The 19,696-nt window shown below is 60.2% G+C and carries 16 protein-coding genes; 9 read left to right on the top strand and 7 right to left on the bottom strand.

Annotated features, from left to right (window positions below):
• Positions 1–18: 18 nt before the first annotated feature.
• The 6 genes from ACSSNI_RS19565 to kdgD form a co-directional block, all read right to left on the bottom strand.
• The gene (locus ACSSNI_RS19565; RefSeq protein ID WP_200637189.1) at positions 19–948 is read right to left on the bottom strand and encodes a 2-hydroxyacid dehydrogenase; all 930 of its coding nucleotides are present in this window, start codon (positions 946–948) and stop codon (positions 19–21) included.
• A 42-nt stretch (positions 949–990) separates the two neighbouring features.
• Positions 991–2,409 (bottom strand): FAD-binding oxidoreductase, encoded by a 1,419-nt coding sequence (locus ACSSNI_RS19560; RefSeq protein ID WP_200637191.1) that lies wholly within the window; start codon positions 2,407–2,409, stop codon positions 991–993.
• 62 nt (positions 2,410–2,471) lie between these two features.
• Positions 2,472–4,025, bottom strand: coding sequence for a galactarate dehydratase (gene garD / locus ACSSNI_RS19555; RefSeq protein ID WP_200637307.1), 1,554 nt, complete (start codon positions 4,023–4,025; stop codon positions 2,472–2,474).
• 195 nt (positions 4,026–4,220) lie between these two features.
• Complete coding sequence (gene gudD / locus ACSSNI_RS19550; protein ID WP_200637193.1) at positions 4,221–5,564, bottom strand: glucarate dehydratase; 1,344 nt, start codon at positions 5,562–5,564, stop codon at positions 4,221–4,223.
• 120 nt (positions 5,565–5,684) lie between these two features.
• Positions 5,685–7,127 (bottom strand): aldehyde dehydrogenase family protein, encoded by a 1,443-nt coding sequence (locus ACSSNI_RS19545; protein WP_159967727.1) that lies wholly within the window; start codon positions 7,125–7,127, stop codon positions 5,685–5,687.
• 89 nt (positions 7,128–7,216) lie between these two features.
• On the bottom strand, positions 7,217–8,128 hold the full coding sequence (kdgD, locus tag ACSSNI_RS19540; protein WP_148924256.1) for a 5-dehydro-4-deoxyglucarate dehydratase: 912 nt from the start codon (positions 8,126–8,128) through the stop codon (positions 7,217–7,219).
• A gap of 629 nt (positions 8,129–8,757) precedes the next feature.
• On the opposite strand from kdgD, the gene ACSSNI_RS19535 reads away from it, so the two are divergent.
• The 4 genes from ACSSNI_RS19535 to ACSSNI_RS19520 all read left to right on the top strand — a co-directional run bounded on the left by ACSSNI_RS19535 (position 8,758) and on the right by ACSSNI_RS19520 (position 13,272).
• Positions 8,758–10,152 (top strand): enolase C-terminal domain-like protein, encoded by a 1,395-nt coding sequence (locus ACSSNI_RS19535; protein ID WP_200637195.1) that lies wholly within the window; start codon positions 8,758–8,760, stop codon positions 10,150–10,152.
• Positions 10,153–10,216: 64 nt separating this feature from the next.
• On the top strand, positions 10,217–11,185 hold the full coding sequence (locus tag ACSSNI_RS19530; protein ID WP_148924258.1) for a Bug family tripartite tricarboxylate transporter substrate binding protein: 969 nt from the start codon (positions 10,217–10,219) through the stop codon (positions 11,183–11,185).
• 68 nt (positions 11,186–11,253) lie between these two features.
• On the top strand, positions 11,254–11,742 hold the full coding sequence (locus ACSSNI_RS19525; protein ID WP_200637197.1) for a tripartite tricarboxylate transporter TctB family protein: 489 nt from the start codon (positions 11,254–11,256) through the stop codon (positions 11,740–11,742).
• Positions 11,743–11,751: 9 nt separating this feature from the next.
• Entirely contained in the window at positions 11,752–13,272 is a 1,521-nt protein-coding gene (locus tag ACSSNI_RS19520) for a tripartite tricarboxylate transporter permease (protein WP_148924260.1), read from the top strand.
• An 80-nt stretch (positions 13,273–13,352) separates the two neighbouring features.
• Here ACSSNI_RS19520 and ACSSNI_RS19515 read toward each other — a convergent pair whose 3' ends face one another.
• A complete protein-coding gene (locus ACSSNI_RS19515; protein WP_200637199.1) occupies positions 13,353–14,507 on the bottom strand; it encodes an L-talarate/galactarate dehydratase in 1,155 nt (384 codons plus the stop codon).
• A gap of 368 nt (positions 14,508–14,875) precedes the next feature.
• Here ACSSNI_RS19515 and ACSSNI_RS19510 point away from each other — a divergent pair, with 368 nt between their 5' ends.
• The 5 genes from ACSSNI_RS19510 to ACSSNI_RS19490 all read left to right on the top strand — a co-directional run bounded on the left by ACSSNI_RS19510 (position 14,876) and on the right by ACSSNI_RS19490 (position 19,570).
• Positions 14,876–15,700 (top strand): NAD-dependent epimerase/dehydratase family protein, encoded by an 825-nt coding sequence (locus ACSSNI_RS19510; RefSeq protein ID WP_200637201.1) that lies wholly within the window; start codon positions 14,876–14,878, stop codon positions 15,698–15,700.
• 35 nt (positions 15,701–15,735) lie between these two features.
• The gene (locus ACSSNI_RS19505; RefSeq protein WP_200637203.1) at positions 15,736–16,635 is read left to right on the top strand and encodes an SMP-30/gluconolactonase/LRE family protein; all 900 of its coding nucleotides are present in this window, start codon (positions 15,736–15,738) and stop codon (positions 16,633–16,635) included.
• An 85-nt stretch (positions 16,636–16,720) separates the two neighbouring features.
• Complete coding sequence (locus ACSSNI_RS19500; protein WP_200637205.1) at positions 16,721–17,695, top strand: TRAP transporter substrate-binding protein; 975 nt, start codon at positions 16,721–16,723, stop codon at positions 17,693–17,695.
• Between the two features lie 66 nt (positions 17,696–17,761).
• Positions 17,762–18,289, top strand: a complete 528-nt coding sequence (locus tag ACSSNI_RS19495) for a TRAP transporter small permease (protein WP_148924266.1) — start codon at positions 17,762–17,764, stop codon at positions 18,287–18,289.
• Complete coding sequence (locus ACSSNI_RS19490; protein ID WP_148924267.1) at positions 18,290–19,570, top strand: TRAP transporter large permease; 1,281 nt, start codon at positions 18,290–18,292, stop codon at positions 19,568–19,570.
• The last annotated feature ends 126 nt before the right edge of the window (positions 19,571–19,696 follow it).

The raw sequence follows: 19,696 nt of genomic DNA, 5'->3' as shown, positions 1-19,696 counted from the left end.
ACGCACGGGTGTGTGTGCTCAGACAGCCGTCAGCACCTCGCCGCGCTCGAGAAACGCACGCAGGTTGGCGAACAGCAACTCTTCCATGGCCAGCCGGGTTTCCTCGGTGGCGCTGCCAATGTGCGGCAGCAGAACGACGTTGGGCAGATCAATCAGGGCTTGCGGCACCTTGGGTTCGTGGGTGTACACATCGAGACCCGCGCCGCCCAACCGTCCTTCCGTCAGCGCCTCGACCAGGGCGGGCTCGTCGACCACGGAGCCGCGCGAAACGTTGATCAAAATACCTTTCGAGCCAAGCGCATCAAGCACACTTCGATTGATCAAGCGGCGGGTACTCTCACCGCCCGGACAGGTCAGAACGAGAAAATCGCTCCACGTCGCCAACTCGACCAGGTCTGATTCGTAGCCATAGCCGCTGCCTTCGACCGGGCGGCGATTGTGGTAGCGCACCTCCATGTCGAAGCCGCTGGAGCGCTTGGCGACCGTTTCTCCGATTCGCCCGAGGCCGACAATGCCGAGTCGCTTCCCGCTCACTTGCGTCGCCAACGGCAAGCCGCCGGAGAGCCACTTGCCTGCACGTACGAAGCGGTCCGCGCGCGACATCTGTCTTGCGGTGTCGATAACCAAGCCGAAAGCCAGATCCGCTACACAATCGTTGAGCACGTCCGGAGTGTTGCTCACCGGGATGTCTCGCGCCCGTGCAGCGGCCACATCAATGGCGTCATAGCCGACGCCGAAACTGATGATCGCTCGCAGGTTGGGTAGTTGTTCGATCAGCGCGGCTGTGCAGCCGAACCGACCTGACGTCACCACGACATCGATGCGTTGGGCATGCTGGGCAACCAACGCATCGGCCCCCTCCTCCCAGAAACGCAGCACTTCATGCTCCGCAGCCAGGCCACGATTGAAGCGTTCAGTCAGCGGGCCGATTTGAAGTATGCAGGTCACGGGATTACCTCGAATGGGTTGATGAATGGGTGATGAGCGTGCTCAGAGCACCTTGCCCGGGTTCATCAGGCCGTTGGGATCAAGTGTTGTCTTGACGGCGCGCATCAGTTCGAGTTCCAGCGGCTCCTTGTACAACCGCGCGGCGGCGCGCTTGGCCTGGCCCAATCCATGCTCCGCGCTGATGCTGCCCTGAAATCCGGCGGTGGCCTCGTAGATGACGTGCATGATCGCCTCTTGCTGCGCCTTGAAGCTCGCATCGTCAGAACCGACCGGCTTGCTGATGTTGTAGTGCAGATTTCCATCGCCAACATGCCCGTAGGCGACGATGCGCACGCCGGGAAACCGCTCAAGCAAGCGCTGATCGGTTGACTGGATGAACGCTGGAATGCAGCTCACCGGCACGCTGATGTCGTGCTTGAGGCTAGGGCCTTCGTGGTTCTGGGCTTCGGAAATACCTTCGCGCAGCACCCAGAGCGCCGCGACCTGCGCTTCGCTGCTGGCGACGACCGCGTCGCTCACCAGCCCACGCTCCAAGGCTTCGCCTATCCCGAGTTCAAGAAGGTCATTGAGCGGCGCGTCAGGTTGGGTATCGCTCAACTCGATCAGCACATACCAGGGGTGTGCCGCGACAAAGGGATCGCTGCAGCCGGCGACGTGACTGAGCACGAACTCAACACTCTGCCGCGACATCAACTCGAACCCCGTCAGCCGATCCCCACAAAGGCCTCGGATGATGCCGATCAATTGAACCGCCGCTTCCGCGCTGGGCAATGCGACCCAGGCGGTCGTCATGCTGCGCACGGCTGGATACAGCTTCAGCACCGCCGCGGTAATGACGCCAAGGGTGCCTTCCGAACCGATGAACAGGTGTTTGAGGTCATAGCCTGTGTTGTCCTTGCGCAGACCGCGCAAGCCATTCCAGATCTGACCGTCGGGGAGTACCACTTCCAGTCCCAGGGCAAGGTCTCGCATGTTGCCGTAGCGCAGCACGGCAGTGCCGCCGGCGTTGGTGGCGAGGTTGCCGCCAATCGTGCAGCTGCCCTCCGCGCCGAGGGACAGCGGGAATAACCGCCCAGCGTCGGCCGCGGCCTCCTGGACCCTCTGCAGAATCACCCCCGCCTCGACCGTAATGGTCTCGTTCGCTGCATCGACTTCGCGGATACGGTTCATGCGCGTCAGGGATAGCACAACCTGTTTGCCGCTGGCGTCCGGGATCGAGCCGCCGCACAAGCCGGTATTGCCGCCCTGCGGAACCAGTGTCACCTGGTACAGGTTGCAGAGCCGTACCACGGAGGCGACCTCTTCGGTGCTGGCCGGGCGAACTATCAGAGCAGCTTCGCCACGGTAAGCGTTGCGCCAGTCGCTCAGATAGCTGTGCATGCGCTCGGCATCACGAACGATGCCGAGCTCACCGACGACGCTTTCAACGGCGCGGATGAATTCGTCCGGCAGCTTGCTCATCTCAATCTCCGCAGTTGACCACTCGATGCAGCGCATCACCCGGATGCGCTTTTGCGCTGTGGTCAGGTGATGGGCGCTGGATTGAACAGCACGATGTCGTTGTGCAACCGGTGTTGTTCAGCCCAGGTCTTCTTGTGACCGCTGGCGACATCCAGGTAGTAGTGAAAGAGCTCCCAGCCGAGCTCTTCGAGAGTGGCCCGGCCGCTGGCGATGCGTCCTGCGTCGATGTCGATCAGATCCGGCCAGCGTTCGGCCAGCTCGGTACGGGTCGCCACCTTGACTACCGGCGCCATGGCCAGGCCGTATGGCGTGCCGCGGCCGGTGGTGAACACGTGCAGGTTCATACCAGCTGCCAACTGGAGTGTGCCGCAAACAAAATCGCTGGCCGGCGTCGCGCAGAAGATCAGCCCCTTGCGATCAACCCGCTCGCCCGGACCGACCACGCCATTGATGGCGCCGCTGCCTGATTTGACGATCGAGCCTAGTGATTTCTCGACGATATTCGAGAGCCCACCTTTCTTGTTGCCCGGCGTGGTGTTGGCGCTGCGGTCGGCAGCACCGCGCTCCAGGTACTGGTCGTACCAGTCCATCTCGGCGATCAGCGCGTCGGCGACTTCAGTCGTCTCGGCACGGGCGGTGAGCATGTACACCGCGTCGCGCACCTCGGTGTTCTCGGAGAACATCACGGTGGCGCCGGCGCGAACCAACAAGTCCGAGGCGTAGCCCAGCGCTGGATTGGCGGTGATGCCGGAGAAAGCATCGCTGCCGCCGCACTGCATGCCCAGCACCAGTTCGGAGGCCGGCACCGTCTCGCGGCGGCGCTGATCGAGCTTCTTCAACCGCGTTTCGGCCAGGGCCATGATCTGCTCGATCATTTCGCCGAAGCCGGTGTTGGATTCCTGCAGGCGATAGAGCCAGGGATCACGGAGATCCACAGAAGGATCGCCCTCGTGCATCACCTGCTCGGCTTGGAGCTTTTCGCAGCCGAGACTGATCACCAGCGCCTCGCCGCCCAGGTTCGGGTTGCGCGCCAGGTTGCGCACGGTGCGGATCGGGATGTAGGCGTCGCGCGCGTTGATGGCCACCCCACAGCCGTAGCTGTGAGTCAGCGCGACCACGTCGTCGACGTTGGGGTATTTGGGCAGCAGCTCGTCACGGATGCGCTTGACTGCATGCTCCAGCACGCCGGTCACGCACTGCACGGTCGTGCTGATGCCGAGGATGTTGCGAGTGCCCACGGTGCCATCGGCGTTGCGATAGCCCTCAAAGGTGTAGCCCTCCAGCGGCTCGAGTTTGTCCGGCACGGCGTTTGCGCGCGGCAGGCTGTCGAGCGGCGGCGCGCTGGGCATCTTCAGCTGGGTTTCCTTGATCCAGGAGCCTTGGCGCAGTGGCTCGAGCGCGTAGCCAATGATCTGGCCATAACGGCGTACCGGCTCGCCTTGCAGGATATCAACCAGCGCGACCTTATGACTCTGGGGCACATTTTCGACCGTCACCAGGCCGTCCTCGAACCGGGCACCGGTCGGTACACCACCATCGTTGACCACTACGGCCACGTTGTCCGCCTCGTTGAGGCAAATGTAGCGTGGCGAATCCTGATGCTGAATCAATTCCACGGCGTCGTTCATCTCGGTCTCCGGTCAGGCCGGTTGTTGTTCTGGTCTGGTTGCGCAGCGCGGCAAGGTGGCTTCAGCCAACCAAGGTAGATGTTCAGGCCACAAGCGGTGGGCTGAAGCCCACCCTACTCGCCTGCGCAGCCGCGCATTTCCCTTGGGCTGTCTGCTTCGCTCTAGCGCGTTCTCGCGTCGGTCTCAACGCACCAGACAAGGCTTCTTGTTGTTGAAGGTCCATTCCGGGATCAGGTACTGCATGGCAACGGCATCGTCCCGCGCGCCCAGGCCTTTTTCCAGATACAGCTCATGGGCCTTCTGCAAGGCATCTTCATCCAGTTCCACGCCCAGACCCGCCTTCGTCGGGACGGCCACCTTGCCGCCTACGATCTGCAGCGGTTCGCGGGTCAGGTACTGGCCGTCCTGCCAGATCCAGTGGGTATCGATCGCAGTGATCTTGCCCGGTGCGGCAGCCGCCACGTGGGTGAACATGGCCAACGAAATGTCGAAGTGGTTGTTCGAGTGCGAGCCCCAGGTCAGGCCCCACTCGTGGCACATCTGCGCAACGCGCACCGAGCCGCTCATGGTCCAGAAATGCGGGTCCGCCAGCGGGATGTCCACGGAGTTCAGCTGAATGGTATGGCCCATCTGCCGCCAGTCGGTGGCGATCATGTTGGTCGCGGTCGGCAGGCCGGTGGCACGGCGGAATTCGGCCATGACTTCACGGCCGGAATAGCCGTTTTCAGCACCACAGGGGTCTTCGGCATAGGCCAGCACACCGTGCAGGTCCTTGCACAGATCGATGGCTTCAGCCAGCGACCAGGCGCCGTTGGGGTCGAGGGTAATGCGGGCATCGGGGAAACGCTCGGCCAGTGCACGGATCGCCTTGACCTCTTCGCTGCCCGGCAGCACGCCACCCTTGAGTTTGAAATCCTTGAAGCCGTAACGCTCGTAGGCAGCTTCTGCCTGGCGCACGACGGTCTCGGGGGTCAGCGCTTCTTCGTTGCGCACGCGGAACCAGTTATCGCTGGCATCCGACTCGTCGCGGTAGCCAAGGTCGGTCTTGTTGCGGTCGGCAATGAAGAACAGGTAACCGAGCATCTCGACTTCGTTGCGCTGCTGACCGTCACCTAGCAGTGCGGCAACCGGCACGCCGAGGTGCTGGCCGAGCAGGTCGAGCAGTGCCGACTCGATGGCAGTGATGGCGTGAATGGCGATACGCAGGTCGAATGTCTGCAAGCCTCGGCCCTCGACGTCGCGATCGGCGAATGCCTTGCGTGCCTGGTTCAGCAGACCGTTGAAATTGCCGACCGACTGGCCGATCAGAATCGCGCGGGCATCGTCCAACGTCTTGCGGATGGCCTCGCCACCGGGGACTTCGCCGACACCCGTGTTGCCGGCGCTGTCTTTGAGAATGAGGATGTTGCGGGTGAAGTACGGACCATGGGCGCCACTCAGATTGAGCAGCATGCTGTCTTGTCCTGCGACCGGGACCACCTTGAGCTCAGTGATGACCGGAGCACCTTGATTCACAGAATCGTTCATATGTGTCTCTCTTTTGTTCTTATGGTCCGCATTGCGGTGTAGCAATCTGTTTGCCGCTGGCGCGGCCCGCCGAGTCATTGAGTGACTCGTACGGGTTGCGCCTTTGGGCGGCTCGGCTGATCAGCCGATGTAGGTAGTCTTCACGGTGGTGTAGAACTCCTGGGCGTAACGGCCCTGCTCGCGCGGGCCGTAGGACGAGCCTTTGCGACCGCCGAACGGCACGTGGTAGTCGACGCCAGCGGTTGGCAGGTTGACCATCACCATCCCGGCCTGGGAGTGACGCTTGAAGTGATTGGCGTACTTCAACGACGTGGTGCAGATGCCCGCGGACAGGCCGAACTCTGTGTCGTTGGCCATCGCCAGTGCTTCGTCGTAATCCTTCACTTTCACCACGTTGGCGACCGGCCCGAAGATCTCTTCACGGCTGATGCGCATGTCGGCGGTGCTGTCGACGAACAGGGTTGGCGCCAGGTAATAGCCCTCGGTGCCACAGCTCACGCGCTCGCCGCCACAGGCCAGGCGTGCGCCCTCTTGTTTGCCGATTTCGATGTATTTCAGATCCTGGTCCAGCTGGGCCTGCGAAACCACCGGGCCTACGTCAACGCCCTGCTCCAGTGCCGAACCGACTTTGATCTTCTTGATGCGCTCGATCATGGCTTCGACAAAGCGGTCGTAGATGCCTTCGGTGACGATGATGCGGCTGGAGGCGGTGCAGCGCTGGCCGGTGGAATAGAACGCGCTCTGCGCGGCCAGTTCGACGGCAGTATTGAGGTCGGCGTCGTCCAGAATGATTTGCGGGTTCTTGCCGCCCATTTCCAGCTGAACCTTGGCCTGACGACCCACGCAGGTCGCTGCAATGCCGCGGCCAACACCTACCGAACCGGTAAAGCTGACGCCATCGACGCGCTTGTCGTTAACGATGGCTTCGCCTACTTCGCGGCCCTTGCCCATCACCAGGTTGAACACGCCGGCCGGGAAGCCGGAGCGCGAGATGATGTCGGCGATGGCCCAGGCGCAACCGGGAACCAGGTCGGCGGGTTTGATCACGACACAGTTGCCGTAGGCCAGCGCCGGAGCGATCTTCCACGCCGGGATGGCAATCGGGAAGTTCCAGGGCGTGATCAGACCGATCACCCCCAGCGGCTCGCGAGTGACTTCAACGCTGACGCCCGGACGAACCGATTGCAGCGTCTCGCCAGCCTGACGCAGGCATTCGCCAGCGAAGTACTTGAAGATGTTGCCGGCGCGGGTGACTTCACCGATGGCTTCGGGAAGGGTTTTGCCTTCTTCTCGGGCCAGCAGGTTGCCAAGCTCTTCACGGCGGGCAAGGATTTCCAGCCCGACCTTTTCCAGGGCGTCAGCACGCGCCTGGATACCGGACGTGGACCACGCCGGGAAAGCCTTGCGTGCGGCGGCGATGGCCGCTTCGACTTGCGAGGCGTCCGCCTGGGCGTATTCGCCGATAACGTCCGACAGATCGGACGGGTTGATGTTGGCCTGGTAATTCTTGCCAGCTACCCATTGGCCATCGATGTAATTGTCATAACGTTTTGCGTCTGCCACGTAACGCTCTCCTTTGTGAGATCCGCCGCAGTGCCTGTCTCAATAAAGGCACCGCAGTGGTTGGGGCGAGTGATTGGTCTGACGTGCTCTTACTGAGCGCCCTGCTTCTCGATCAGCGCTGCGAGTGCTTCGTACTCGTCCGGGCGCAGGTCGGTCAGTGGTGCGCGGACGGGACCGGCGTCATACCCGGCGATCTTCGCGCCAGCTTTGACAATGCTGACTGCGTAACCCTTGCAACGGTTACGAATGTCGAGGTACGGCAGGAAGAAGTCGTCGATCAGCTTGCCGACGGTTTCGTCATCCTCACGCGCAATGGCGGCGTAGAAGTCCATGGCCAGCTTCGGTACGAAGTTGAAGACTGCCGATGAATAGACCGGCACGCCCAGGGCCTTGTAGGCAGCGGCGTAGACTTCTGCAGTCGGAAGACCACCAAGGTAGGTCAGTCGATCGCCCAGGCGACGGCGGATGGAAACCATCAGCTCGATATCACCGAGGCCATCTTTGTAACCGATGAGGTTCGGGCAGCGCTCGGCCAGTTGCTCGAGCAGCGGTGCGGTCAGGCGGCATACGTTGCGGTTATAGACCACGACACCGATATTCACCGACTTGCACACTTCTTCCACGTGCCGTGCAACACCTTCCTGGCTGGCTTCGGTCAGGTAGTGCGGCAGCAGCAGCAGGCCCTTTGCACCAAGACGTTCAGCTTCCTGGGCGTACGCGATGGCCTGACGGGTTGGACCGCCTACGCCGGCAAGAATCGGTACCTGACCGGCGCAGGTATCGACGGCGGTCTTGATGATGTCCGGATACTCCTGCGGGGTCAGCGAGAAGAACTCGCCCGTGCCGCCCGCGGCGAACAGTGCCGTTGCGCCGTAAGGAGCCAGCCATTCCAGACGCTTGATGTAGCCGGCACGGCTGAAGTCGCCTTGCTGGTCAAAGTCGGTGACCGGAAAAGACAGCAAACCAGAAGAGAGGATGGCCTTCAGTTCTTGTGGGTTCATTGTTCGAGCATCCTGTGAAACAAAGAGTAGATGATATAGGGCCTCAGCCTTGGAGATACGTTATCGTACAACATGTGGCTGCGCTACCTCTTTGTTGAAGATTTTCGTCGGCCTGCCCTGCAGCTTCAGGAGCGACGCTCACCCTGGAGAGGCGAACAAGTGAAGCATAGATGCAGTATTCAAAAGCAATCTATGCCTTTGAAACAAAAAAATGACCGTCGGGTCATACGAGGCCCCGTTAGATTGTTTCACCGATTTGACAAGGGCGAACCGCACTGATAAAAATCTCACCAAGTCATACGACAACGTATGACAGTTAGAACAACCAGAGCTTGAAAGCCATGTATCAGCCTCCGATCTCTCGTCTCGAGCGCGCCCTGCCCTGCCTTGCTCAGCCCGGTCTGCTAGCTGGAACCACTACCTCAGTGGGTTTCGTTGGTTGCGGCATCGGTTCGAACCCTCGTCGCTCCGCACCTCGGGATATTCGAACGGCCTCGTTTTTAGTTGATTTCCAAACATCTATACCAGCTCGACCAGGTCGAGGGCATGGACCTTTGGCGACTTCAACACGGCAATAGGCATTGCCCACATTATTAAGCTCATAAAAATAATCAGGAGCAAGACAGCAGATGCAAGACACACGAACCGCGACGCCAGTGGTCAAGGAAATGCAGGTCATCCCGGTCGCGGGCTACGACAGCATGCTGTTGAACCTGTGCGGGGCGCACGCGCCCTACTTCACTCGTAATCTGGTGATCCTCAAGGACAGCGCCGGGCGCACTGGTATCGGTGAAGTGCCGGGTGGCGAAGGCATTCGGCAAGCCTTGGAGCGATCCAAAGACCTGGTGATTGGCCAGCCCATCGGCCGCTATAACGGAATCCTCAACGCATTGCGCCGCAACATTGCAGGCGGCTCGGCCAAGGGTCCGCAAGCTACGCAGCATGAGGTCACGTCGGAAGCGGAAGCGGCGGTTCTGAAGCAGCCGCACGAGATCAATCTGCGTCTGGACAACGTCATCACCGCTGTCGAAGCTGCCCTTCTCGATTTGCTTGGCCAGCATCTCGACGTACCAGTTGCAGAACTCCTTGGCAGTGGCCAGCAGCGCGACAGCGTGCCGATGCTCGCTTACCTCTTCTATATAGGCGACCGCACCCGTACCGACCTGCCGTATCTGACCGGCACCGGTCCGGCTGATGACTGGTATCACATCCGTCATCAGGAGGCGGTGACCCCGGCCTCCATTGTCCGACTGGCCGAGGCCGCTACGGCGCGCTACGGTTTCAAGGATTTCAAGCTAAAGGGCGGTGTAATGCGTGGAAGCGAAGAGATGCAGGCGATTGCCGGCATCAAGTCGCGCTTCCCTGACGCCCGCGTGACGCTTGATCCCAATGGGGCCTGGTCACTCGCCGAAGCCATCCAACTGTGCAAAGGCCAGGGGCATATCCTTTCCTACGCTGAAGATCCATGCGGGCCGGAAAACGGTTACTCCGGTCGGGAGATCATGGCCGAGTTCAAGCGCGCAACCGGCATTCCTACCGCCACCAACATGGTTGCAACCGACTGGCGGCAGATGGGCCATTCGTTGCGTCTCGAATCGGTCGACATCCCGCTGGCCGACCCGCACTTCTGGACCATGCAGGGTTCGGTGCGCCTCGCGCAAATGTGCGAGCAGTTCGGCCTGACCTGGGGTTCGCATTCGAACAATCACTTCGACGTGTCGCTGGCAATGTTCACCCACGCTGCCGCCGCAGCACCGGGCAACATCACTGCGATCGACACCCACTGGATCTGGCAGGAAGGCCAGGAGCGGTTGACCCGCGAGCCGCTGCAGATTGTCGGCGGTGCGGTTCAGGTTCCAGACAAACCGGGCCTGGGCGTTGAGCCGGACATGGATCGGATCATGGCTGCGCACGAGCTATACAACCAGGTCGCCACAGGCGCGCGCGACGACGCAATGGCGATGCAATACCTGATCCCTGGATGGAAATACGACCCCAAGCAACCCAGCGTGGGTCGCCCATAAAAGAAGAGAAGCACTAGAAAACAGAAACCAAGCGCCGCAACCCCAACCACCGGAGAGACATACAATGAAAAAAGCAATCAGCGCCTCCCTTGTTTCCGCCCTTCTAGCCACTGCCGTAAGCGGCGCATTCGCTGCTGAAACCGACTGGCCCACTCGCCCGGTACAGGTCGTCGTTATCGCCAACGCTGGCGGAGATACCGACTTCAATGCCCGTACCATGGCCAAATACTTCACCAAAATCACCGGTGAAGCGATGGTCATCACCAACGTTGCCGGCGGTGGCGGCACCCTGGCGGCCGAGCAGGTAAAACAGGCCGACCCGGACGGCAACACCATTCTCTTCACCCATACCGGGCAAATGATCGTCAACGAAGTCGCTGGCCTGACCGAAGACAGTCTGGACGCCTTCGACATTTGCTGTATCGCCGGTGTGGACAAGGGCACCGTCTTCGTTGCCTCGAAGAGCTCGGGTCTGAAATCGCTGGAAGATCTGATCTCCAAATCCAAGGCTGAGCCGAGCAGCGTCACCTACGGTACCGAGATGGGCAGCTATTCCCATCTGCAGGGTTTGATGTTCGAAGGTTTGACTGATACCAAGCTGAAGATGGTCGACGCCGGCACGGTATCCGAGAAAGTTGTCGCTCTGCTGGGCGACCGTATCGACCTCGCTGCCATCAGCTACGGTTCGGTACAGGACTACGTCACGAGCGGTGAGATGGTTGCTCTGGGCCAGCCCAACGACGAGCGCAACCCACTGCTCGGCGACGTACCGACCTTCAAGGAGCAAGGCGTCGATTTCGTCATGGAAAAGCCTTACATCGTGGCATTCCCGGACGGTACCGATCCGGCCATCATCGAGAAGATGTCAGGCATCGTGAAGCAGATCACCGAGATGCCTGAATACGAGGAAGAGCTGCGCAAGACCTTCAAGCAGCCGGTCAGCTATTTCGATACCAACTCGTCGATTGACCGCCTGACGAACACCCGCGAAGACTTCATGAAGTACAAAGACGAACTGCGCCAGAGCAAGTAAGCCCGCGGCATGATGCCGGGCGCCGTCACTGCGCCCGGCAGCCTTTCCTCTGAATCGAGAGCTGTCCCATGGATACCTACAAGAGAAAGGAGTTACTGGTCGGAGCCCTGATGCTGGGCGCCGGCCTGTTCTACCTGTTCCTGACCATCAATCTTCCGCGCAAAGGTTTCATCGACGCTTCGACCGTGCCCTACGTGCTATCCGTTGGGCTTTGTCTACTGGGCGTGCTTCAGCTGCTGACGGCGACCAAGGCCACCCAGCCCCCTGTTGATCCCGATGCGGACGCCGACCCGTCTGCTGCAACGCCACCGGATTACTCCACGGTGTTCAAAACGCTGGGGCTGATCGCGGTTTATGTCGCGCTGCTGCAAAAGGTCGGCTTCCCGATCATGACCGTGCTCTATCTGTATGCGCAGTTCATCATCATCACGCCGCGCGAGCAGAAGATCAACCACATCACCTACATCGTCATCGCGGTCATCACCTCCGCCTTGATCTTCTTCACCTTCCGGCAGGGCTTCGATCTGATGCTCCCGACCGGCTTTCTGAAAATCTAGGAGGCGGCCATGTTCGAATTACTGCAGGCCGGCTTTGGCGCGGTTTTCTCGCCCTACATCTTTATTCTGATCACCTTGGGTGTTGCCGTTGGCATCGTCTTCGGTGCAGTTCCCGGCCTTTCGGCCACGATGGCAATTGCCCTGTGCTTGCCATTGACCTACACCATGGGCCCAGCTGCAGGGCTGTCGCTATTGGTGGCCCTGTTTATCGGTGCGACATCTGGTGGCCTGATCTCAGCCATTCTGCTGAAGATTCCAGGCACGCCCGCCTCCATCGCCACGACCTTTGACGGTGGCCCGATGATGGAAAAAGGCGAAGGGTTGAAGGCACTGGGCGTCGGTGTGGTGTTCTCCTTCCTCGGCACGATATTCAGCATCGTCGCACTGATGTCCATTGCGCCCTCGCTGGCCAAGATCGCCTTGCGCTTCGGACCTCATGAATACTTCTCCATCGCGATCTTTTCGCTGACGCTGATCGCCACGCTGTCCACCGGCTCGCTGCTCAAAGGCATCTATGCCGGCACGCTTGGCTTTGCGTTCTCGACCGTGGGCATCGCCCCGGTGGACGCCATCCGCCGCTTCACATTCGATTCGCCGAACCTCAACGGTGGATTTGCGATGTTGACGGTGATGATCGGCATGTTTGCCGTGGCGGAAGTAATCAAGATCGCCGAGACCGGCAGAGCGGCACACAAAAGCAAGATCGCCTCGGTCAGCATGAAAGGTGTGAAAGGCTTTGGTTTCTCGCTCAAGGAGTTCTTTGGGCAGATCCCCAACGCGTTTCGCTCTGCGCTGATCGGTATCGGGATTGGCATCCTCCCAGGCATCGGTGCCGGCACGTCGAACATCGTGTCCTACATCATTGCCAAGAAGCGCTCCAAGCATCCCGAGCAATTCGGCAAGGGTGCCGTAGACGGCGTAGTGGCCAGCGAAACCGCCAACAACGCAGGCATCGGCAGCGCCATGATCCCGCTGATGACCCTCGGCATTCCTGGCGACACCGTGACCGCGATTCTCCTTGGCGGCTTCATGATCCACGGCATCCAGCCTGGGCCGCTGCTGTTCATCAGCCAGGGCGCGTTGGTGTACACCATTTTCGCGGCGCTGATCCTCGCCTCGGTGATGATGCTGGTTCTGGAATTCTATGGACTGCGCATCTTCATCAAGCTGCTGGCCGTGCCCAAGCACATCCTGCTGCCGATCATCCTGGTGCTGTGCGTCGTGGGTGCGTTCGGTCTGAGCAGTCGGGTGTTCGATGTCTGGACCATTCTCTTGTTCGGCCTGATCGGCTACGGCTTCGTCAAGGCTGGCATGCCCGCGGCGCCGTTCATCATCGGCTTCATCCTCGGCCCCATGGCTGAAACGAATCTGCGGCGTGGCTTGATGTTGTCAGACGGGAGCTTCATGGGCTTTCTCACCAATCCCATCTCTGCTGTGTTCCTGTTCCTGGCGCTGGCTTCGGTGGCCTGGCACCTGTTCAGCGCGCTGCGTAGTCGCAAAGGCACTGCAGGCAGGCTGCAGGAATCCTGATCAGGCGTGCCCAGCCTGCGCTGACAGGCTGGGAGCTGTAACAGAGGATCGAGACCGCGCCCTAGAGCGCGGTCTTTCATTCAGGCGCGCTTGCCGAACTCCACTTGGGCTTGCGTCCAGCCTGCAATCTGGTCGCTCAGGCTCAGCCCCAAGCCTGGGCGGTCCGGGACGATCATCTGCCCGTCGCGTATCTCGAGGCGTTCGTTGAAGGCTGGCTCCAGCCATTCGAAGTGCTCGACCCACGTCTGATGCTCGTAGGCTGCTGCCAGATGCAGGTGAATCTCCATGACGAAGTGTGGCGCCATGATCATGCCGCGCTGCTCGGCCGCATGTGCCACCTTGAGAAACGGCGTGATGCCTCCCAAGCGAGGGGCGTCGTGCATGATCACGTCCACAGCACCGGTGTCAACATAACCCAGCGCTTCGGTGGCGCTGGTGAGCATTTCGCCGGTGCCGATTGGCGTATCCAGTTGTGCAGCCAGGGCGGCGTGGCCGGCAACGTCGTGCGCTTCCAGCGGCTCCTCGAGCCACTCAAGCCGGTACTGCTCCAGCTCGCGCCCCATACGCAGTGCAGTGATGCGGTCCCATTGCTGGTTGACGTCTACCATCAGCGGCACTTCATCGCCGAGATGCTTGCGCAAGGCCTCCACGCGTTGCAGATCAAGTCGCCGGCTCGGTTGGCCGACCTTCATCTTTATGCCACCAATGCCGCGCTCTCGTGACTGGGTGGCTTTATCGAGCACCTCCTCGATGGAGGCCTGCAGGTAACCCCCCGAGGTGTTGTAACAAGGAACCGCGCTGCGGTGCGCGCCAAGCAATTTGGATAGCGGCAGCGCGGCACGGCGTGCTTTCAGATCCCAGAGCGCCGTGTCGATAGCCGCAATCGCCTGCGCCGCAACCCCACCGCGGCCGACCGACGCGCTGGCCCAGATCAACTTGCTCCAGAGCCGTGCAATGTCGTTCGGGTCTTCCCCGAGCAGCAGCGGCGCTATTTCCTGAACATGGGCATATTGCGCCGGGCCACCCGTGCGCAGGCTGTAAGTGAAACCGAGCCCGCTGTGACCCTGACTGGTCTGAATTTCCGCAAACAACAAACTGACTGATTCGAGTGGTTTCTGTCGTCCAGTCAATACCTTTGCGTCGCTGACGGCTGTACGCAGGGGGAGCGTCACCAGCCTGAGTTTTATCCAGCAGATGCAGTCCCCTGCCCGTTCACCATTGGCCTGAATTGTCATTGTTATCCTCGCTCAGGTTAGCCAAGTCGCAGCGCGACTCGCAGCAATGTCATCATACAACCAGCAGTATCGGAGCGTGTTTGTTCGCCAAGCTGTGCCCGGATCGGATACTCGACTTTAGTGGTATGTGATTGCATCAAATTGCTCGCTACTTTTGTGTTCTGAGTAAATCAGGGACCACTCAAAGCCAGAAGCTGCGAGGCATTGAGAGGCCTTTTCGATAGGTAGGTGGCAGCTCGGCAGGTGCTGTCAGCGCATCAACAAGTTCGAGCAAGCAGGTTGACAACAGCGCGGGCTGGCGGAAATAATCGAGGCAAGTCATCCGACAACAGATGACACCAAAAATAATAAGCGACGGGCAGACCTCAATGACAAACACGACGACCGCTCCCACACCCTTCAATCGCCTCCTGCTGACTGGCGCTGCAGGAGGACTGGGCAAGGTGCTACGTGAAACGCTTCGCCCTTACGCCAAGATTATCCGCCTCTCCGATATCGCCCCCATGGACCCTGCGGCCGGCGAACATGAAGAAGTCGTGCAATGCAATCTTGCCGACAAAGCCGCTGTGCACACCCTTTGCGAAGGTGTCGATGCAATCGCGCATTTCGGTGGTGTCTCGGTAGAGCGCCCTTTCGAGGAAATCCTCGAAGGCAACATTCGCGGCGTATTCCATATCTACGAAGCGGCACGCAAGCACGGCATCAAGCGTGTGATTTTTGCTAGCTCCAATCACGTCATCGGTTTTCACAAACAGACCGAGACAATCGACGCCAGCGCTCCACGCCGCCCTGACAGCTATTACGGCCTGTCCAAATCCTACGGCGAGGACATGGCAAGCTTCTATTACGATCGCTACGGCATCGAGACCGTCAGCATCCGCATCGGCTCTTCGTTCCCCGAGCCGCTGAACCGCCGAATGATGGCGACCTACCTCAGCTATCGCGACCTGACCAATCTGATCGAGCGGTCACTGTTTACCCCGGACGTGAAGCACACCGTCGTCTATGGCGCTTCGGCGAACCGTGACGCGTGGTGGGACAACCACATGGCCGCGCACCTGGGCTTCGAGCCTCAGGACACGTCGGAAATGTTTCGCGAAAAGATCGAACAGCAACCGCCCTACGCGCCTAATGATCCAGCTCTGATCTATCAGGGTGGCGCCTTCTGCGAAGCAGGCCCATTCGAAGACTGATTCCGCCACGCCGCGAAAACAACAAGAGAATCGCCATGGCAAACTCAGCAGAACTGATAGTCGACGCACAGAACGCAACGGGCGAAAGCCCGGTCTGGGTAGCTTCGGAGCAGGCGCTGTATTGGGTCGACATACCCAACAAGCAGCTGCTGCGCTGGAATGCTTCGGATGCCTCCGTGACACGCTGGACGGGTGACCAGATGATCGCCTGTATCGCTCGCCGCGAAGGTGACGCGAACCGTTGGGTAGCCGGCATGGAAGACGGCATCTTCGATGTGGTTCCGCAGAACGACGGCACACTCAGCACTACCCGGCTTGCTGGCGTTCAGCATGGCGCAGGCAACATGAGATTCAACGACGGGCGCTGCGACCGCCAGGGGCGCTTCTGGGCCGGCACCATGGTCATGGATATGGCCGCGGGCACTCCGGCCGGCGCGCTGTACCGACTCGACGGCTCGGCTGACAGCGAGTCGCTCAAGGCTCATCTGCAGGATTTCATCGTACCCAACGGGCTGGGTTTCAGCCCCGACGGCCGCACCATGTACCTGTCCGACTCCCACCCCAGCGTTCAACGCATATGGGCCTTCGATTACGACATCGACAGCGGCACGCCGAGCAACCGCCGCCTGTTCGTCGACATGAACCAGCATCCAGGCCGCCCTGATGGCGCAGCGGTGGATGTCGATGGCTGCTACTGGATCTGCGGCAACGATGCCGGCCTCGTTCATCGTTTCACCCCGGATGGACGCCTCGATCGCTCGCTCCAGGTGCCGGTGAAGAAGCCAGCGATGTGCGCCTTTGGCGGCTCCGGCCTGGACACCCTATTTGTCACATCCATTCGCCCGGGCGGTGATCTAACCGATCAGCCGTTGGCGGGTGGTGTATTCGCCCTGCAACCCGGCGTTGCCGGACTGGAGGAGCCCCGCTACCGCTAACGCTTCACCACCAAGGACAGGCACGCAGTGTCCTGCCTTGTCGCTCGCAACACTGCATACCAACAAAAACAAAACGGAGATTCACATGAACTTCAAACGCAAGTTGCTCATCGCTGCACTTCCCCTGGCCTTCTGCCTGTCGACCACCGCCTACGCGGAAATGACGCTGAAGATTGCTGAGATCCACCCCGCCGGTTACCCGACTGTTGTGGCTCAGGAAAACATGGGCAAGAAGATTGAAGAAGCCACCGACGGTGAGCTCAAGTTCCGCATGTTCTCAGGTGGTGTACTGGGCTCTGAAAAAGAAGTTGTTGAGCAGGTCCAGCTCGGCGCGGTGCAGATGACCCGGGTTAGCTTGGGCACCCTCGGCCCGGTCGTACCGGACGTGAACGCCTTCAATATGCCCTTCGTGTTTCGCGATCACGAACACATGCGCAAAGTGATCGACGGTGAGATCGGCCAGGAAATCCTCGACAAGATCACCAACTCCGATTTCAACATGGTGGGCCTGGCATGGATGGACGGTGGCGTTCGCAACCTCTACACCAAGGAGCCGGTGCGCAACCTTGAAGATCTCAAGGGCATGAAAATCCGTGTGATGGGTAACCCACTGTTCATCGATACGCTGAACGCCATGGGCGCTCAAGGTGTGGCGATGAACACCGGTGAAATCTTCAGTGCCCTGCAGACCGGTGTGGTCGATGGCGCCGAGAACAACCCGCCAACCATGCTTGAGCACAACCACTTCCGCGCTGCTAAAAACTACTCGCTGACCGGTCACCTAATCCTTCCTGAGCCGATCGTGATCTCCAAGACCACCTGGAACAAGCTCACCCCGGAGCAGCAGGAAATCGTCAAGAAGTACGCCAAGGAAGCGCAGATGGAAGAGCGCAAGCTGTGGGATGAGAAGACCGCCAGCAGCGAAGCGAAGCTCAAGGAAGAAGGCGTCACCTTCATCGAAGTTGACAAGAAGCCCTTCTACGATGCCACCGCCCCGGTTCGCGAGAAGTACGGCGCACCTTACGCCGAGCTGATCAAGCGTATCGAAGCCGTTCAGTAATTCGTTCTCTCCGAAAAAACTCGCGGCGACGGGCCTCGCTCGCCGCCGCGCCTGTGGTGAAGTCTGATGAAAAACACGCTGCTGCGCGTCAACGACGCGATCTACATGACCTGTGTTTGGGTCGCGGGGCTGGCCATCGTGGTCATGTCCATGATCATCCCCTGGGGGATATTCGCGCGCTACGTGCTGGGCTCTGGCGGCGGCTGGCCTGAACCCGTAGCCATCCTGCTGATGGTGATCTTTACCTTTCTCGGTGCAGCGGCGAGCTATCGAGCCGGTGCGCATATGGCGGTGACCATGTTCACCGACCGCCTGCCCCAGTTCCTGCACCGCCACGTCGAGCTGCTGGTGCAGATTCTGATGGGCATCATCTGCCTGTTCATGACGATCTGGGGCATCAAGCTGTGCGCTGCGACCTGGAATCAGTTCATGAGCACGCTGCCGACACTTCGTGTGGGTATCACCTATTCCCCGATCCCAATCGGCGGCGCTATCACGCTGCTGTTTGTCATCGAACGCATTATCTTCGGCGACCAGAGCCATCGGCGTGCGGTCAACTACGAGCTGGTCGAAGACAGCAAGGAGGCCGCGTAAATGGACGCGCTGATTCTACTCGGCAGCTTTGCCGTACTTTTTCTTCTGCGCATGCCAGTCGCATACGCCCTGGGCATGTCAGCGCTGATTGGCGCCTGGTGGATCGACATTCCGTTCGATGCGGTGATGATTCAGGTCGCCGGGGGCGTTAACAAGTTCTCGCTACTCGCTATCCCCTTCTTTGTGTTGGCCGGTGCGATCATGGCCGAGGGTGGCATGTCTCGCCGACTGGTGGCGTTTGCCGCGGTGCTGGTCGGCTTCGTGCGCGGCGGCCTGTCCCTGGTAAACATCATGGCGTCGACCTTTTTCGGCGCAATCTCCGGATCATCATTGGCAGACACTGCTTCGGTAGGTTCGGTGCTGATCCCGGAGATGGAGAAGAAAGGCTACCCTCGCGAGTTTTCCACGGCTGTTACGGTCAGTGGTTCGGTCCAGGCGCTGCTGACGCCACCCAGCCATAACTCGGTTCTGTATTCGCTGGCTGCTGGTGGCACCGTCTCGATCTCGTCACTGTTCATCGCAGGTATCGGCCCCGGTCTGCTGCTCAGCGCGGTGATGATGACCATGTGCCTGATCTTTGCTCGGGTTCGCAACTACCCCAAGGGCGAGGTCGTCCCACTCAAGCAGGCATTGAAGATCTGTGTTGAAGCGCTGTGGGGCCTGATGACCATGGTCATCATTCTCGGCGGTATTCTGTCCGGTGTGTTTACCGCGACTGAGTCGGCATCTATCGCCGTGGTGTGGGCCTTCTTCGTCACCATGTTCATCTACCGCGATTACAAATGGCGCGAGCTGCCAAAGCTGCTGCACCGCACCGTTCGTACCCTCTCGGTGGTCATGATTCTGATCGCCTTCGCCGCGAGCTTCGGCTACATCATGACGTTGATGCAGATCCCGTCGAAGATCACCACGATGTTCCTGACCCTGTCGGATAATCGCTACGTGATCCTCATGTGCATCAACATGATGTTGCTGGTGCTCGGCACACTGATGGACATGGCGCCGCTGATTCTGATCCTTACGCCGATTTTGATGCCGGTAATCATGGGCATTGGTGTCGATCCGGTGCACTTCGGCATGATCATGCTGGTGAACCTCGGCATCGGGCTGATCACGCCACCGGTAGGCGCGGTGCTCTTTGTCGGCGCGGCGATCGGCAAGGTCACCATCGAGAATACGGTTAAGGCGCTGCTGCCTTTCTACGTCGCGCTGTTCATGGTGTTGCTTGCAGTAACCTACATCCCCGCAATCTCACTCTGGTTGCCCAACCTGGTGCTCTGACAGCCGTGCATGCACGGACGATGACGCCGCCCACCGGGCGGCGTTTCTCTTTGGTGCGCCAGGCATGGCGCGTTGCGCGCAAGCGCAACCAGCTTGGCTGTGGTGGCCACGCTGGTGACTGGGAGG

The organism is Stutzerimonas tianxiuensis, assembly GCF_053470365.1.
The sequence above is the reverse complement of the archived record's forward strand: the minus strand, read 5'-3'. Positions and strand labels throughout refer to the sequence as shown.